Source organism: Candidatus Lariskella endosymbiont of Epinotia ramella (assembly GCF_964019805.1).
GTDB lineage: Bacteria > Pseudomonadota > Alphaproteobacteria > Rickettsiales > Midichloriaceae > Lariskella.
Map to the genome: position 1 here is coordinate 236,082 of NZ_OZ026472.1, position 16,517 is coordinate 252,598.

Here is a 16,517-nt window from a genome sequence, read left to right on the forward strand (position 1 = left end):
TTGTCTGAGTTGAGGTATATTTTAAAACCTAATGAATGTGTTTTGACAACTTATCAATGCTTAATTTCTTTGCATATTTCTTGTTCTTTATGCACTAAGTAGTTCTAGTAAGAGTTCAAGTTGTGTTCTATTAAAGTACATTTAGAAGATATAGCTTTGAAATATGGCAATATATGCTTGGTTTTGAATGCTTGTTTATTATAGTGTTGGATATTTTAGAATTTGAGAACAATAGTGGCGATTTATTTTTTAAGTCAGTTATTTTTAGGTTTTATAATAAAACTTAACTCTTTTAACTATATTGCAAAAGTTCTCTAAAACATCTAAAGCTTTTACTTTTCTACAAGGCTTTATAGTAGGTTTTTCTATGGTATTGCCTTCATAAGTGTAGACATGCGGATTTTGCATGCATGATTTTTTAGAGTACTAGTTAATTTCTGTGTCTAATACTTTTATATGTTTGCAAAGAAATTAACTAAGTAATACGGAAAATTAGGCTAAAAAGACCTGCACGATGATTTAATGAACAAGGCAATAATACCTTTATAAAATGAAGAGTTGGTATTTAACTTGCGTACATATGAAATTAGACTTCAAAAAGAGTTAGGAAGAATGCGGGCATAATATGCATATAAAATACATAATGAGCATTCTACAAGCGTTAATTTTGAAAAGTATGATAAGTATACTTAATTTTTCCATACAAGATGTTTCAACACAAAGTCAACATTTAGTCATTTCTATAGGTCATTTCATGAAGAACAACTTTTTATTACTTTGTACAGCATTTATTGCTATGCAGAGTTCTGCAATTGCCGATGTTCCGCGCAATTTTGCTGGGGATGAAGTTTCGAAGTTAAAAACTTCAGACGCTGATAAAAAAAAATTTAGCACCACCAGAAATAATACTAGCAGTGATGTTGCCGTGCTTAAAAAAGCGCCACAAAGTGCAACTAGTATTAATATGACAGTAAGCTTAAGTTCAAATGTACAATATGGATCTGTTGCAAATAATGAAAGTGATGGATTTAGATACAAAGATTTTGATAAAGCAAAAGGTAAGCAGCGCTCTCACGGTTTTGTTACAAATAACAAGATAATATTTCAAGCAGAAGGTGGCAAAGAAGAAATTGGCCTGAAATATGGAGCATATGTCAAAATTAATGCAGATACTTCTAAACCAATAGATATAGATCTAGGTAGAGGTCAGATATCAAACCCTGTAGGCGATAAAATGATGCTATTTTTAGAAGGACAATTTGGTCGTCTTGAAGCTGGAAGCTATGATGGGGCACATGATAGAATCAAGGTTTCTGGGAGTTCAGTTGCAAGAGCGACAGATGGTATAGCAGGAGATTGGAGTGATTGGCTAAGTGCAAAAGCTTATTATGGAACAACAAAACAAAATATAAGCCGCTCATTCATTGATTCAGCACAGTTACCTGTTAATAGAGATTATGTTAGAGCAAATAAAATTACTTATTATACACCAAAACTGAATGGATTCACTTTTGGTGTAAGTTATATTCCGGATGCAGAATATACCGGCACTGTGGATCAAATTAAAGATGGCGTTTCTACCTCAGATAGTGGCAGAGGTTATAAAGACGTAGTAGAGGCTGGTATAAGATACAGCACAAAAATAAACGATGTTAATTGGACTATTTCTGGAATTACAGAGTTTGGAAATGCAAAGCAAGGATCTTATCCTAATGCAAATCCAAATCCAACTCCAGGCACTCCTTATATTATCGAAAGAAATAACTTGTTTGCATGGGAGATTGGAACAAGATTTGATTATGAAGGTTTCAGTATTGCAGGTTCATACGGAGATCTTGGGAAATCTGGCACAACAAAAAATCCAAAGCCTCAAGTTGCATCTGATGATTATAAATATGGCGGAAGTTATTGGACTGCTGGAGCTGCTTATAAATACAAAGACTTCGGCATTAGCGTGACTTATATGCAATCCAAAAGCGCTGGTCTTGTTATAAACCAACCAGAAAACATGGAGCAGTATATCACTTCGTATAACAAAGCAAATATTTTTAGTATAGGAATGGATTATTCAGTGCTTCCTGGCTTTTTACCTTATGCAGAGGTGACACACTTTAGTTACAATAGACCCGATGATAACAACGTTAAGGGTAATAACGGCATTGTGTTTTTAGTGGGAGCTAAGTTGAAGTTCTAAATATTTGATATTGCGTGATCACAATCTCCTAAAGATTCTGTCTTTAGGAGATTATTTTTTTGTGTGACACAATAGACTGCTTCTTAAAACGCTTGTTCCTGTTAGGCAAGTGCAAGAAGCATACGGAGCGCAGTGTATACCGCAGGTAAAATGAATAGTTGGTGAATTATGCACAAAAGGCAAATTGAAATGATTATTAAGGTAAACACTCTAAATCTCTTGAAAAAAGACTTCATTCTTATATCTTCTAAAGCTTCTTGAAGTGAGAAGCTTTAGCATTTTATATGTACCGATAATGAAATAGTCTCATTATGCAACAATGCTCGTCCTCTATTGCCACTTTGTGGCATTTGAACTTATGTTGAGGATTCAAACTGTCAGATAGTCTTTCCTCAAATATTCTACTTTGAGTATTATTAATTTTCACTTTTTCTGATGGTATATAATACAAATCCGTAAGTTTTTTGCGCTTATTATAACATTTTCTTACGGATTTAAAGCGCTATTTTGACACTCGGGACATCATTTCATGCTTGTTTCGAGACTCTTGGCGCGCGTACGAGTCAGGAGAACTTCTTCAAATGTTGATTTATGTTGCATAATAAACAGGCTAGCCCTTTAATATTTCGCGCTTTCCAACATGATTTGGAAGGCTTATGATACCTTCTTTTTCCATCCTCTCAATCAAAGAGGCCGCTCTATTATAACCTATTTTCAAACATCTTTGCAGGTAACTCGTACTTGCTTTTCTATCTTGCAATACTATTGCAACTGCTTTTTCATATAGATCACTTGAGACTTCTTCAGGAGCAGCACTAGTATTTCCATCTTCTTTGTCAATAAATTCATCTTCAGATATATAGTTTGGAGCGCCTTGTGCTTTCAAAAAAGCAACTATGCTTTCTACTTCCTTATCATGTACAAATGGACCATGAACGCGTTCTATACGCCCGCCAGGCACCATGTATAGCATGTCGCCCATACCAAGCAGTTGCTCTGCACCTTGTTCTCCAAGAATTGTCCTACTGTCTATCTTTGATGTAACTTGAAAGCTGATTCTAGTAGGAAAGTTTGCCTTAATTACACCAGTGATTACATCTACAGAAGGCCTTTGTGTTGCCATAATTATGTGGATACCTGCAGCTCTAGCCATTTGAGCAAGTCTTTGTATGTAAGCTTCTATATCTTTCCCAGCCACAAGCATTAAATCCGCCATCTCATCAACAATAACAACTATGTAAGGCAGCAGCTCATTCTTCATTTCAATATTTTCAAAAACAGGTGTACCAAGTTCTTGATCGAAACCAGTTTGTACTCGCTTTGAGAATGCCTTTCCACTTTGTATATGTTCAGATATAACGTGATTGTATCCACTAATATTGCGTACACCCATAAGCGACATCATCCTATAGCGCTCTTCCATCTCACGCACTACCCATTTTAATGCAGAAACTGCTTTTTTTGGTTCGGTGACAACTGGTGCTATTAGATGAGGAATTCCGTCATATACAGAAAGCTCAAGCATCTTTGGATCTATCATTACAAGTTTGCAAGTCTTAGGAGAATGCTTATAAAGCAAGGATAGTATCATTGTATTTATCGCGACTGATTTACCTGACCCCGTTGTTCCAGCAACCAGCAAATGCGGCATTTTCGCAAGATCTGCAATAACAGCTTCTCCTCCTATATTCTTCCCAAGTATTATCGGCAGCCCTCCATTATTTTGATGGTACTCTTTACTTTCTAAAAGTTCTCTCAAATATACAACTGCTCGCTTTTGGTTTGGTAGCTCTATGCCTATTGCATTCTTCCCTGGTATTACTGCAATACGAGCAGATATTGCGCTCATAGAGCGGGCTATATCATCTGCTATATTAATAACACGTGAGGATTTTGTTCCGGCTGACGGTTCAAGCTCATATAATGTTACTATTGGTCCAGGGAATATGTTGGTAATTTCTCCACGCACACCAAAATCTTCCAAAACCTGTTTTAGCGCAGCGGAATTTAAATCTAATGCTTGCTGGTTTACCTGAGTTTTGGATTGTATTGTTGATATTGGATCTAGTAAGCCAGTATTCGGTAATTTATAATTGTCATCGCATAGGATGCTATTTTGCACTTTTCCTTCATTCTCTGTTTGAGACATAGGTTTGAAGCGTGTTTTATCAGGAATTTTGATTTTTTCTCGGGATGAATTTGCTACTTTTTTACTTTCATCATGACTGTAGATAACATCATCTATGGCGTGTGATGCTTTATTATTGCGCATGTAAATAGACTTTAACTTCCTGAATAAAATGCCACAAGAGACAGTGCCTCTATATACAGCTTTTGTAAAAAATACCACGATAGAGCGCCACTCTGAAAATGTAATATGCAATGAAATTATAATGCCAACTAAAGAGATAACTGCTGCTAATGTAAAACCAATATCATGATTGAAGCGCCACATTAATTCATTTTTGATAAAAAAACCAACAAAACCGCCACCTTGTCTTAAAAGCGGTTCTGTAGAAATATCTAAGAATGTGCAGAGTCCTGCGAAAATTGGTAATGTTAAAAATAATGCACTTATTCTCAATATATGAAAACATGAAGGTTTGTTTTGCAACATTTTGAGTGCAATGGTCACTAAAAAGGTAATTGGAAATAATACTGCATAACCAAATGTTTGCATCATAGGTTCTGCAACGTATGCTCCATACCATCCCATCAAATTTTTAGGAGTTGCTAAAGAAGCATGCAATATTGAACTATCTTCAGGTGAGAATGTAGATATAGCAAATATCAAACATGCTGAAATTATAAATAAAAACACACCGAGCGCTCTGCGTATAGAGCTAAACAATATATCAATCATTATATTTTTTATATAAAAATTTTATATCGCGCTAAATAATTAGTTGAAAAAATATATTTTATGTAATCTTATCTTATGCTACATAACAATATGTCATCAATAAAATAATTAATAGATAAAAATAAGGCTAAACAACATGCGTCATAAATATCGAACTAATTCATATAAGTTAGCGCAGCAAATTGAATTGACCTATAGAACTGCATTGACACAGAAAAAATTTAAAAGGCAAGCAAAGTTGATAGATTTCACGCAAATAAAACTACAAGTGTAAGGACAGTTATACGAGATCTACACAAATAATCTTTTATAAAGATATATTAATAATTCAGTATCCAATAAGCTCACTTATATCATATGGTCTCACATATCACTACTTTTTGTTTCATCGGCATTGAAGTAAGAGAGGTAGATGTTCAAACTCACATCGTTCAAGGGCTTCCAAGTTTCTGTATAGTAGGGCTTCCGAATAAAACGGTTGCGGAGTCCAAGGAACGAATTAGAGCTGCGTTTTCTAGTATGGGACTTTCCTTGCCAACTAAAAGAATTACTGTGAATTTATCTCCAGCAGATCTAAATAAAGATGGAAGTCATTTTGATTTGCCCATTGCGCTTGGATTGCTTGTAGACCTTGAAATAATCCCACAAGAGGAATTAGAAAATTACGTGGCAATGGGAGAGCTTTCGTTGGATGGAAAACTGAGAGTTTTCACATAAAGATAGATAAGGTTTGTTCTTGATATTGTGTAAATATTTGTGGTGTTGTAAGAGCGCACCAAAGCTTGATGGATCCGTAGACCATTGACTCCTTCTTTGAAACGATCTTAGTACGCCGTGTCAATGATGTCGCGTGTTACTATTATCTCTCTCGATAGATACTGTGCCAGACTTGCCAATCGTATGACGCTTTTTTGGTAAAACTTTAGAAAAAGCATTCCAATCATCCGTATAAAAATGACATTCTTTCAGATGACTCACTTTGTCGTAGAGCTTTTGGAATGTTGCAGTATCACGATTGCCTGTAACCCATGCAACAGTTCTCCTTGTGCTACGATCAACCGCCTTGATGATCCAAAGCTTGTTTTTTTTGAACCAATAAAATGCCACATCTCGTCAAATTCCATCTCCATAATATCCGAAGAGATGATTGGCTCCTGAGTCTTGTTCATCGCCTCTACTAACCAGCGATAAATTATGGACGGTGAGTGTCCTAATATCCTGCCTAACATAGAAAAAGAGGCCTTGCCAAGGCTATATAGCATAACACATAGTGCTTTCTTAACGGCTGTTTGAGGCTTTTTGCGCAGATCGCCCTCAACAAAATTTAGAAGGCATGATCTGCACTTATAACGCTGTACACCCCTCACAATGCCGTTTTTTATAAAGCTATCGGAACCACATCCCTTACAACAAACCATAAAACCACCATTTAGTTCTTAAAACAGTGATCATATCATATCTCTATCTAATTGTGAAAACTCTCGGAAAACTTACGAAAGTGACAGGAATACTTCCGGCCGCAATAAAAGCAAACTCCATAAATAAAGGACTAATATATCCAGCAGAAAATAGCTTAGAAGCAGCATGGTCTGGAAATAGTGATGTATATGCAGCAAATGGTTTATTGGAGGTGCTTAATCACTTTACTGGAAAACAAAAGATGTGCTCTCCGATATTACCTGAAATTAGAATGCATGGAGAGAAAAAGCCGGATCTGCAAGACATACAAGGCCAAATAATTCCTAAAAGGGCGTTGGAAATTGCAGCTGCAGGCGGGCATCATATGCTAATGATAGGTCCCCCTGGTTCTGGCAAATCTATGCTCGCTAAGAGATTGCCTGGGATAATGCCAGCACTTTCACATGAAGAAAGACTTGAATCCAGTATAATTGCTAGCATAGCAGGTGAACTCTCTAGCAATATGCTAGTAGAAGAAAGGCCGTTTAGAGAACCTCACTGTTCCTCTTCTCTTCCTGCAATGGTAGGTGGAGGAAAAAATGCTAAACCTGGTGAAATAACACTTGCGCACCTAGGCATCCTATTTTTAGATGAGCTTCCAGAATTTTCAAGAAATACTCTAGAAGCATTAAGGCAGCCGATAGAAAGCCGGTGCATTACAATAGCAAGAGTAAATAACCACGTTACTTACCCTGCAAACTTTCAACTGATAGCAGCGATGAACCCATGTAGATGTGGATATTATGGAGAGCCTAACAATATGCAATGTAGTAGAGCTCCAAGCTGTGTTGAAGATTACCAAAATAAGATTTCTGGACCACTTTTTGACAGATTTGATATGCAAATCGAGGTTCGAGCAGTTGATATTCTAAGCGATGAAATGGAACGCGGTGAATCATCTGAAGTTGTTGCAAAACGAGTAATGTTAGCTCGAATTACACAATTAGAACGCTATGAAAATCTTGGAATTAAGCTTAACTCTGAGTTAAATGGTGAGCTTTTATATGATGTTGTCAAGATGGACGAGGAATCAAAAAACTTGATGAAAAAAGCGTGTACAAAGATGCATATATCAATGCGCGGCTTTAATAAAATTCTGAGAGTAGCAAGAACCATCGCTGATCTTTCGCAAGCAAAAGAAGTAAATGTGCTGCACCTTGCAGAAGCAATAGGTTATAGAGTGGCAAGAAAGTAATGGTGCCATGGTATTTCAAGCATCGATATCCAACCAAAATACCATCTATACGACAATAAGTGAGTGACCTTTTATGTTATAAATGATAAGCAAAATCTCTAAAACCTCTAATCAGTCTATCCGCCAAAAATTTATTTGCGCAGCAAAGCAATTTTTGCGGAGAAGTTAAATGTACAAAATTAGCTTTTAGATCTGTCCTGCGCTAATTTTCGGATGTATTAATTGGCCTTATGCTGAAATCTTACTTTCACAAAATCCGTAAGTTTTTTGCGCTGACTTATAACATTTCCTTACGGATTTAAAACGCTATTTTGACATTCTAAACACTATTTTATGCCACTTCTGAGACTTTTGGTGCACGTGCTAATCAATATCGAATGTTTTGATCTCAACGGGCCATTTACAAATATATATGGAATAGTGTATTTGAGAAATCAGAAAGTGATAAAAAAATAAATCTAAGTAGAGAAAGTTCAGTTCATCAGCAAGATTAATATTAAAAATACATTCTTATAAAAGCAGAAATTGAAAACACAGATGTAAGACGTTATATTCACTCATGTTGCTGCATTGCAAATCGAGATATTTATGACTAATAAAAATAATCAATATATTAAGTATACAAATTCTTCTATGGCATATTCTCTTGTCAAGATCATAACAAAAGTAATCAGAAGTTTGTGTAATACATTTTATGCAGTATTATTTTTGTTTAATGTATTCATTTGTAATGTCGCGGCTGCAGAAAGTGGACTTAGCGGATATCACTCTCTTAGGTTTTTTCAAGCTGTAATGGAGTATGTCAAGCAGGAGTATGTAGCAGATGTAGATGAACAAAAGCTGATAGAATCGGCAATACAAGGTATGCTGACATCTCTTGACCCGCATTCGATGTACTTGGACCAAAAGACGTATAACGAGATGAAAATAGCTACTAAAGGTGAGTTTGGTGGTCTTGGTATAGAAATGACGATGGAAAATGGGATGCTGAGGATAATTTCGCCTTACGAAGATGGACCAGCATTTAGAGCTGGTATAAAAATAGGCGATAGTATTATTGCAATCGATGGAGAAATGGTGAAGGGGATGTCGATTAATGAAGCTGTGGATAAATTACGTGGTGAGCCTGGTACTTCAGTGAACATAAAAATTTATAGAGAGAATTACGGTGTACTGGATACAAAAATAGTTCGAGAAGTAATAAAGTTGGTTCCTGTGAAGGCAAAGCTTGTTGGAGGGAAGTCAGTTGGATATTTCAACGTATCTAATTTCAATGAAAGGACTGCGTCGATTATAAAAAAAGAATATGCGAATTTAATTAAAGAAAATCCTTCTATATCTGGAATTGTGCTAGATTTAAGATGGAACCCTGGAGGTTTGCTTGAGCAAGCAAAAGAGGTGGCTGATCTTTTCCTTAGAGAAGGTGTAATCGTGTCAATAAAAAGCAGAAATAGTGAGATGAACCAAGTTTTTTGTGCAGAGAATAGCGACATTACTGGTGGTATGCCTATAGTTGTGTTAATTAATGGAGGTTCTGCATCTGCTGCAGAGATAGTTGCAGGAGCATTGCAAGAGAATAAGAGAGCGCTTGTGGTTGGCACTAAGTCTTTTGGGAAGGGCTCTGTACAGAAAGTGATTCCGCTAAGCAGTGGTGGAGCAATAAAGCTTACCACAGCTCTTTACTACACGCCTTCTGGTACGTCTATACAGGCTGCTGGTATCACTCCGGACATAATAGTGCCAGAAGCGATAGTAAAGCAAGTAGAGGATGGTAGTAATATAATAGGATCTGAAGCTTCCCTAAAAGGACATTTGCGGAAAAAATCTGATAGCATGACAAATGCACAAAAAGAAAACATAAGAACGTTAATGAATTTGGATGAATCTCAAGATTTTCAATTGTTAAGAGCTATAGACACAGTTAAGGTGATGGCGCTTTATAGATGATCAAAAAATTTTGCTAGTCACTAATCATTATAAAGTCTATACGTCAAAAATAAATTTTTGCCATGCGGTACAGACTAGTTATCATTACAAAGTTGACCAGTAGTAAGTAAATTATACTGTGCTATAAGTTCTAGCATTACCTTGTTATTTATATTGAGCTTTGTTAGCTTTTTATTTTTGTAATAATAGATTTCTCTAATTGGTGTAATTCCCATTGCAGTTCCAGTGAGAAAAGCAGCATCAGCAGATTCTACATCAGACATGCTACACCTAACTTCTTTACTTTGTATTTTGCAGTTTTTTGCAAGTTCTAGCACGGTTCTCCTAGTAATTCCATCTAAGAAAGAATCAGCGATCGGAGTATACAGCACATCATCTTTCACATAAAAGAAATTTGATGTCGTAGCTTCTGTAATAAAATCATCTATATCTAACATAATAGCGTCATCAAACCCTCTTGATACAGCGTCATTTTTTGCAATTGTGTTCATCATATAAAGTCCAGAAGCTTTAGCCTGAATTGGAACCATATCTTTTGATATTTTTCTCCAAGTAGAAATTTCAATTGAGAGCTCATGACTATTTTTTGTATACTCTTTTGCATCATCGAATGCTCTCCATCCTAAAATCGCAGTTTGTATACTACATTTCTTGCTATATATGGTTTGAGTTTCTGGGCCACGCCAAGCAACAGGCCTGATATAACCAGACTTCAAATCATTTTCCTTGATAATGTGCAAAACAGCACTATTTAGTTCAAGTACACTATATGGTAGAGTATAGCCCATCATACTAGCTGATTGTTGAAAACGCTCCATATGCTCTTGCAGCTTGAATGGAACATAGTTATATGTTCTAATACCTTCGAATATAGCACCTGAATAATGCAAAGAATGGTTAAATATTGAAATATTTGCAGAATCTGCATATAATATTTTTCCGTTTAGCCAACATTTTCCTTGAAATAAATCTGAAAGTATCTGCATATAGATTTTAAAGACTCAATATTTGATATAATACTTATAACAATAATGATTAAACAATAAATTATACATAGTATGCGTTACAAACTGCAACCAAAAAAAAACCTTGGTCAACACTTCTTGATAGATCATAGTATTGCTTCACTGATTGTTTCAAAGTCTGGAGAAATTAATGACGATACAACAGTATTCGAAGTAGGGCCAGGAACTGGAGCTTTAACTAACTACCTTCTCACATCAAAAGCAGGTAGGATTATTGCTATAGAGAGAGACATTAGATGTATTACAGCATTAAAATCCTCAAATCTTCTATCATCAAGTGAAAAGCTAGAAATCATAAATGGAGATGCGCTATCATTCGATGAACGTTCAATTCTTAGTGGAAGAAATAATAAGATTATTGCAAACCTACCTTATAATATATCGACCGCGCTTATAGTAAAATGGTTAGGATTGATTGACCTATTTTCAAGCATTACTGTAATGGTCCAGAAAGAAGTTGCAGAAAGAATTGTAGCAAAAGGTGGTTCAAAAGATTTTGGGAGAATTAGCATAATTGCTCAGCTTTTATGTGATATCGAAGAGGTAATAGAAGTCCCTAGAGAGGCTTTCTTCCCAAAACCTAAGGTATTATCATCTGTTATACATATGATTCCAAGAATAAAGCCGCTGTTCCACTGCAACTTTGATGCTTTGGAAATTGTATGTAAAGCGGCTTTTTCGCAAAGACGTAAAATGTTAAGATCTTCACTGAAGTCTGTATTTGGAAAAAATACTACTCAAATTCTACATGAGTGTAATATTGATGAATCAAAGAGAGCAGAAGAGATATCAATAGAAGATTTTTGTACATTATCTGAGCTATATGTACAGCTTTAATAGTCACCTGCCTATGTCATAACTCTAAGAAGCTAAAGATTTATCTCGGTTGCCAAGCTAAATTGGGCATATTTCACTTTCCGCAAAAATTTATTTGCATAGTAAATAAATTTTTGACAGACAGATTTTATAGTATCCAAAATTACTATGTATAATGGAATGGTTTAATTAAAATTTGCATACGATAATCAATAGACCTCTTGCATAACCTATTTAAAGCTCAAAGTTATAGATACCAGCAAGTAAATTAAACCTTAAACCGAATCGTTTTCTTCTGTTCCTATAACGATCAGCGATAATTTTAAATCGTTTGATCATGCCTATGACGTTTTCATTTAAAACACGTTCACTAGACAATTGACGATTTTTCTTTTTATCTTTCCTGCTTAGTGGTCGCTTTTTTGTCTTTTTCTTTGGTAACTCTGAATTATAATGCAACTTATCAATGCCTTGATAACCAGTATCTGTAAGAACTTTAATCTCAGGGTGGATGTGAACTCCGGATTCTTTAAATAACCTGAAATCATGACGCTTGCCATTAGAAAAATTAGTGCAAATGATTTCTTTTTTCCTTTTATCCACAATAAGCTGAGTTTTTAGAGTATGTCGCCTCTTTTTTCCCGAATAAAAGTGCTTCTGTTTTTTTTAGGTCGTTCTATCGGTGTTTCAGTAGCATCAATTAACACAAGTTCGTATTCAGAATCGCTTTTTAGTAATGCTTTACGTCCAGGTAGTGAAAATCGTTTATCTTTAATTAGAGTATCTTCAATCCAACGTATATTACGATAACAGGCACTTTCACTTATTCCATAACTGCGGGAAATATGAAAATATGTCCTGTATTCACGCAAGTACTCAAGCGTCATGAGTAATCGATCTTCTAAAGCCAATTTATTGGGTTTTCCACCTTGAGACTTTAAAATAGCTTCAGCTTCTTTTAATATACTTAGTATAACTTCAAACGTTCCTCGTTTAATGCCAGTAAGCCTGCGAAACTCTTCTGCGTATTCATCTTTGATGTTTTCAAACTTCATGTTATCCTTGATAAAATCAAGGATTTTAATCAATTTATATGGTTATGCAAGAGGTCTAATATATGTTACGCAACTTGCATTTTTGCTAATGTGTAAACACTCATGCAGTCCATAGTTTAAGCCGCTAACTTTTGTCATAATTTATACATTAAAATTTTATGGAAAATATATTGCAATTTTATTAAGAGATCGTATATTCTCTTCTAAAGAGTATATACCGCTAGGACTTTTAATATATTTCCCTTGGTTTTCTGGCGGTATTTTTATGTATAATTTAGTGTATTTTGAATTTTTCCGCAGTGTAGATTTAACAACTCAGGTGGTATACTGACAATATTTCACAATGACAAAGCAAAAGATATATGTTAGGTAGAGTTAGCTATGTCACTTAAACGCTTCAATTTATAAGTACCTATGTATGGTCAACTTTAACTTGAATATTTTTAAAAAACGTAAAGATTTTATATCATTTCTCAAGGTGTTTATCATCTTGTCTCTACTTGGAGTGTTGCTTATTATCTCATGGTTATATAGAATGACATCGGCAAATATGTTTAATGGAGCTATTTTAGCTTTGCACAAGCATCCTGTTGGTGAGGTTGTAATAGAGGGGCTTTCGTTGAGCACAACAGATGAAAGTGGTAGAAATGTCGCTATAAAAGCTGAAACTGTTTTAAAAGAGGAGAAGAATTTGATAACTGCACAGTCTATCAATGCTTCTCTTTATATAAAGCGTATGAAAGTGGATGTGAGTGCTCAGGAAGGTGTAGTAGATCTAAATACGCATCTTTTAAAACTTAATGGCAATGTGCAGATGAAGAGTGATGCTGGTGATATGTTTGAGTGCAGCAATTTAGATGTTTTTTATTCTAAAAATTTTGTTAGAAGTACAAGCCCACTACGTGTAATTACTAAATCTACAACAATAAATGCAGGAAGTCTTGAAATCATAGAAAATGATGTGGTGCACTTTGGTTCTGGTGTGCAAGTTGAGATTGCCAACTATACGCAATAAAATTTGTTGCAAGTGCTGTATGATGCGCATATTTTATTCTAGAAATATAATCAATATTTATTAAGGTTTTATCAGAATGGCTATAGCGGTTTTGATGCCAGCTCTTTCTCCTACAATGAGTGAAGGAAGTGTTGCAAAATGGATCAAAGAAGAAGGTGATTTGGTAGAACCAGGACAGATTTTAGCCGAGATAGAGACTGATAAAGCAACTATGGAAGTTGAAGCTGTAGATTCTGGAGTCTTAGGAAAGATTGTTGTCAATGCTGGAACAACTGGTGTTAAGGTAAATAATCTAATCGCTATCATACTTGAAGATGGCGAAGGAAAGGAAGCAATTGATAAAATGCTTGCAGAATATGAGCATGATTCTTCAGTACATTCTGAGCAAGACAAGTCAAATTTTCTAATTGGTGATAATAATATTATAAGCTCTCACAGTACAAGTAATGAAGCTTCTAGCTCTTTGAGTGCGCAAAGTGGTGTTAGAAAATTTATAACCCCTCTTGCAAGGAGGATAGCTGCCAATGAAGGAGTGGATATATCAGGCATACAAGGCACTGGCCCTGGTGGTAGAATTTTAAAGCGTGATATAGTTGCTAAAATAGCGCAGCAAGGCCCTAAAAAATCTAGTTCGTCATTACATTCCTCACATGATAATTCACAGTCCACTTTTTCAGTTCAGAAGCTTTCAAATATTAGGAAGACGATTGCAACTCGTCTTGTGGAGTCTAAACAAAATATTCCGCACTTTTACTTGTCTCTTGACTGCGATGTAGATTCTCTTATGGAGCTTCGTAAGGATTTAAATGATTCTACTTCTATTAATATAGCATCTGGCAAAGCTTATAAAATTTCAGTAAACGACATAGTTATCAAAGCTGTTGCGCTTGCAATGGCAAGAGTACCTGAGGTAAATTCCTCTTGGTCGAATGATGGAATAGTTATCTATGATCGAGTAGATATTTCAATCGCAGTTGCCATTGAAGACGGTCTTATCACACCAATAGTGAGGGCTGCAAACACAAAATCGCTTGGTGAGATTTCAGAGGAAGTCAAGTCTTTGGCTGAAAAGGCAAAGGCTGGGAAACTCATGCCAGAAGAGTATCAAGGTGGTGGTTTTAGTATCTCAAATCTTGGTATGTATGGCATCAAAAGCTTTAGTGCTATTATAAACCCACCGCAAAGTGCAATACTTGCAGTTGGTGCAGTTACAAAGCAACCGGTAGTCAAAGGTAATGATATGAAAATAGGAAGTGTTATGAATATGACTTTATCCTGCGATCATAGGGTCATAGACGGTGCAAAGGCTGCCGAATTTTTAAGCGAAGTTCGAAAAATCATCGAAAAACCTGCTTTACTTTTGCTTTGATGGAAAGATTGCCGATATCCTGATTTTATCAGTTTTATTAGTGTTAAAATCCTATGCAAAAAATAGATCGTGTTGAAGTCGTACAATATGATCCTAATTGGCCACGAATTTTTGAAGCAGAAGCCGTTCAAATCAAAAAGGCATTAGGATGTAACTGCATTGCTATCCATCATATTGGGTCAACTTCAGTACCTGGTCTTGCAGCAAAACCTAAAATAGATATTATGGCCGTTGTCCTAGATTTATTTTTTAAAGAATCGCAGCTGGAAGCTATAGGATATAGAGATAGAGGTGGCTTCAATATTCCTCTGCAAAGGTATTTTACAATCAGAGCTGAGGAAAGAAGCATCAATCTTCACGTTTTTGAAGAAAACGATCCTGAAATTGAGTTAAATATCTTATTTAGAGATCATTTGTGCAGAAGTTCAAGTGCTAGAGAGGAATACGAGCTGCTTAAATATAGACTCATTGCAGAAGACTCTTCCCATAAGAAAAACGACTCTATTTATAGAGGTTATACTTTGGGTAAAAATGATTTTATTCAAAATGTATTAAACCAGTCTGGTTTTAACAGGTATAGATTCGTGTTATGTGCACATACTACTGAATGGGATGCTGTGAGGTATTTTCGTGATAAGTATTTTTCTGCTTCTAGTTACGCAGATGATCCATATATTTGGACATTGAAACACTCTGAGCATGCTCATTTGGTTTTATATAAAGGCACAGAGATTATTGGTTATACACATATTCAGTTTTTGCCAGAGTCAAGATCCGCCATACGGATTATTGTTGTAGATGAGAATCAACGAAATCAAAATGCAGGTAGTAGATTATTGGCTTTAAGCGAAAAGTGGCTTAGGAGCCTAGGCATCAAAAGCATTCATGCAAAATCAAGAGAAAGCTCTTTGAAGTTTTATCTAAAAAATGGCTATACAAAAATGCCGTTTGATGATCTTAAAGGTAAGAAATCTGATACAGATGACATTCAAATTGGTAAAATACTATGAGCAATAAGATTAAAATTAGGCGTTATCAAGATGATGATGCACAATTTTTAATTCAGATTTTTTACAACACAATACACATTGTTAATGCGAAAGATTACACAAAAGAACAGCTAAATGCTTGCTGTCCTACTACTTGTCTTGAGATTGAGAGATGGCAAAAGAAGTGGTCTACTTTAATTCCATTTGTCGCGCAAATAGGCGAAACAATAGTTGGCTTTGCAGAATTTGAACCAAGTGGACATATTGATTGTTTTTATGTGCATCATGAATTTCAAGGTATTGGTGTTGGGACATTGCTCATGGGCGAGATAGAGAAAGAAGCGCGCTATAAATCAATTCCTAGGATTTATGCAGAGGTCAGTATTACAGCAAAGCCATTTTTTGAAGCGAAAGGATTTAATCTTGTCAGGCAACAAACCATTACGAGGTGTGGTGTGGAGCTGACCAATTTTGTTATGGAAATGCATATATAGGTGGACTTACTTACGTCGAACTTGTGTATTATGGGGTATGTGCATAGTTTAAATTTCAAATTAGAATGCGCCGAATAAGACTAATGAGCATTTCAAC

At 35.5% G+C, this 16,517-nt stretch carries 14 protein-coding genes; 9 read left to right on the plus strand and 5 right to left on the minus strand.

Annotation, left to right across the window (positions count from 1 at the left end; all coding sequences use genetic code 11):
* Positions 1–754: 754 nt before the first annotated feature.
* Positions 755–2,194, plus strand: a complete 1,440-nt coding sequence (locus tag AACL20_RS00985) for a porin (protein ID WP_339052294.1) — start codon at positions 755–757, stop codon at positions 2,192–2,194.
* 610 nt (positions 2,195–2,804) lie between these two features.
* Here the strand turns inward: AACL20_RS00985 and AACL20_RS00990 are convergent.
* Positions 2,805–5,057, minus strand: a complete 2,253-nt coding sequence (locus AACL20_RS00990) for an FtsK/SpoIIIE family DNA translocase (RefSeq protein ID WP_339052295.1) — start codon at positions 5,055–5,057, stop codon at positions 2,805–2,807.
* Between the two features lie 357 nt (positions 5,058–5,414).
* Here AACL20_RS00990 and AACL20_RS00995 point away from each other — a divergent pair, with 357 nt between their 5' ends.
* Positions 5,415–5,774, plus strand: coding sequence for a magnesium chelatase domain-containing protein (locus AACL20_RS00995; RefSeq protein ID WP_339052296.1), 360 nt, complete (start codon positions 5,415–5,417; stop codon positions 5,772–5,774).
* Between the two features lie 120 nt (positions 5,775–5,894).
* Here AACL20_RS00995 and AACL20_RS01000 read toward each other — a convergent pair whose 3' ends face one another.
* Both AACL20_RS01000 and AACL20_RS01005 read right to left on the minus strand, forming a co-directional pair.
* A complete protein-coding gene (locus AACL20_RS01000) occupies positions 5,895–6,128 on the minus strand; it encodes an IS1 family transposase (RefSeq protein WP_339052649.1) in 234 nt (77 codons plus the stop codon).
* Positions 6,032–6,475 carry a hypothetical protein gene (locus tag AACL20_RS01005; RefSeq protein ID WP_339052233.1) on the minus strand — a complete coding sequence of 148 codons (444 nt, stop codon included), beginning with the start codon at positions 6,473–6,475 and terminating at the stop codon, positions 6,032–6,034. The genes AACL20_RS01000 and AACL20_RS01005 overlap by 97 nt, the downstream gene beginning before the upstream one ends.
* A 53-nt stretch (positions 6,476–6,528) precedes the next feature.
* On the opposite strand from AACL20_RS01005, the gene AACL20_RS01010 reads away from it, so the two are divergent.
* Together AACL20_RS01010 and AACL20_RS01015 are read left to right on the plus strand one after the other, a co-directional pair.
* Positions 6,529–7,710 carry a YifB family Mg chelatase-like AAA ATPase gene (locus tag AACL20_RS01010; protein WP_339052297.1) on the plus strand — a complete coding sequence of 394 codons (1,182 nt, stop codon included), beginning with the start codon at positions 6,529–6,531 and terminating at the stop codon, positions 7,708–7,710.
* Positions 7,711–8,298: 588 nt separating this feature from the next.
* Positions 8,299–9,657 (plus strand): S41 family peptidase, encoded by a 1,359-nt coding sequence (locus AACL20_RS01015; protein ID WP_339052298.1) that lies wholly within the window; start codon positions 8,299–8,301, stop codon positions 9,655–9,657.
* Between the two features lie 74 nt (positions 9,658–9,731).
* Here AACL20_RS01015 and AACL20_RS01020 read toward each other — a convergent pair whose 3' ends face one another.
* Positions 9,732–10,643 carry an aminotransferase class IV gene (locus AACL20_RS01020; protein WP_339052299.1) on the minus strand — a complete coding sequence of 304 codons (912 nt, stop codon included), beginning with the start codon at positions 10,641–10,643 and terminating at the stop codon, positions 9,732–9,734.
* A 72-nt stretch (positions 10,644–10,715) separates the two neighbouring features.
* Between AACL20_RS01020 and rsmA the strand changes: the two genes are divergently transcribed.
* Entirely contained in the window at positions 10,716–11,519 is an 804-nt protein-coding gene (gene rsmA / locus AACL20_RS01025) for a 16S rRNA (adenine(1518)-N(6)/adenine(1519)-N(6))-dimethyltransferase RsmA (RefSeq protein ID WP_339052300.1), read from the plus strand.
* A 213-nt stretch (positions 11,520–11,732) separates the two neighbouring features.
* Here rsmA and AACL20_RS01030 read toward each other — a convergent pair.
* Positions 11,733–12,553, minus strand: a protein-coding gene (locus AACL20_RS01030; protein ID WP_339051669.1) for an IS5 family transposase whose coding sequence is annotated in 2 segments (ribosomal slippage) — positions 11,733–12,166 and positions 12,166–12,553 — 822 coding nt in all. Because the reading frame shifts where the segments join, the coding sequence is not laid out codon by codon here.
* Between the two features lie 418 nt (positions 12,554–12,971).
* Here AACL20_RS01030 and lptC point away from each other — a divergent pair.
* From lptC to AACL20_RS01050, 4 genes are all read left to right on the plus strand, one after another.
* Entirely contained in the window at positions 12,972–13,568 is a 597-nt protein-coding gene (gene lptC / locus AACL20_RS01035; RefSeq protein ID WP_339052301.1) for an LPS export ABC transporter periplasmic protein LptC, read from the plus strand.
* 76 nt (positions 13,569–13,644) lie between these two features.
* A complete protein-coding gene (locus tag AACL20_RS01040) occupies positions 13,645–14,937 on the plus strand; it encodes a pyruvate dehydrogenase complex dihydrolipoamide acetyltransferase (protein ID WP_339052302.1) in 1,293 nt (430 codons plus the stop codon).
* 53 nt (positions 14,938–14,990) lie between these two features.
* Complete coding sequence (locus AACL20_RS01045; RefSeq protein ID WP_339052303.1) at positions 14,991–15,947, plus strand: GNAT family N-acetyltransferase; 957 nt, start codon at positions 14,991–14,993, stop codon at positions 15,945–15,947.
* Complete coding sequence (locus AACL20_RS01050; RefSeq protein ID WP_339052304.1) at positions 15,944–16,420, plus strand: GNAT family N-acetyltransferase; 477 nt, start codon at positions 15,944–15,946, stop codon at positions 16,418–16,420. Before AACL20_RS01045 ends, AACL20_RS01050 begins: the two co-directional genes overlap by 4 nt.
* Positions 16,421–16,517 lie beyond the last annotated feature (97 nt).

Bases quoted from the DNA above. Each gene is read 5' to 3' on its own strand.
- AACL20_RS00990 (WP_339052295.1), bottom strand. From the start codon at position 5,057: ATGATTGATATATTGTTTAGCTCTATACGCAGAGCGCTCGGTGTGTTT.
- AACL20_RS01050 (WP_339052304.1), top strand. From the start codon at position 15,944: ATGAGCAATAAGATTAAAATTAGGCGTTATCAAGATGATGATGCACAA.
- lptC (WP_339052301.1), top strand. From the start codon at position 12,972: ATGGTCAACTTTAACTTGAATATTTTTAAAAAACGTAAAGATTTTATA.
- AACL20_RS01020 (WP_339052299.1), bottom strand. From the start codon at position 10,643: ATGCAGATACTTTCAGATTTATTTCAAGGAAAATGTTGGCTAAACGGA.
- AACL20_RS00995 (WP_339052296.1), top strand. From the start codon at position 5,415: ATGGTCTCACATATCACTACTTTTTGTTTCATCGGCATTGAAGTAAGA.
- AACL20_RS01005 (WP_339052233.1), bottom strand. From the start codon at position 6,475: ATGGTTTGTTGTAAGGGATGTGGTTCCGATAGCTTTATAAAAAACGGC.
- AACL20_RS01045 (WP_339052303.1), top strand. From the start codon at position 14,991: ATGCAAAAAATAGATCGTGTTGAAGTCGTACAATATGATCCTAATTGG.
- rsmA (WP_339052300.1), top strand. From the start codon at position 10,716: ATGCGTTACAAACTGCAACCAAAAAAAAACCTTGGTCAACACTTCTTG.
- AACL20_RS01040 (WP_339052302.1), top strand. From the start codon at position 13,645: ATGGCTATAGCGGTTTTGATGCCAGCTCTTTCTCCTACAATGAGTGAA.
- AACL20_RS00985 (WP_339052294.1), top strand. From the start codon at position 755: ATGAAGAACAACTTTTTATTACTTTGTACAGCATTTATTGCTATGCAG.
- AACL20_RS01015 (WP_339052298.1), top strand. From the start codon at position 8,299: ATGACTAATAAAAATAATCAATATATTAAGTATACAAATTCTTCTATG.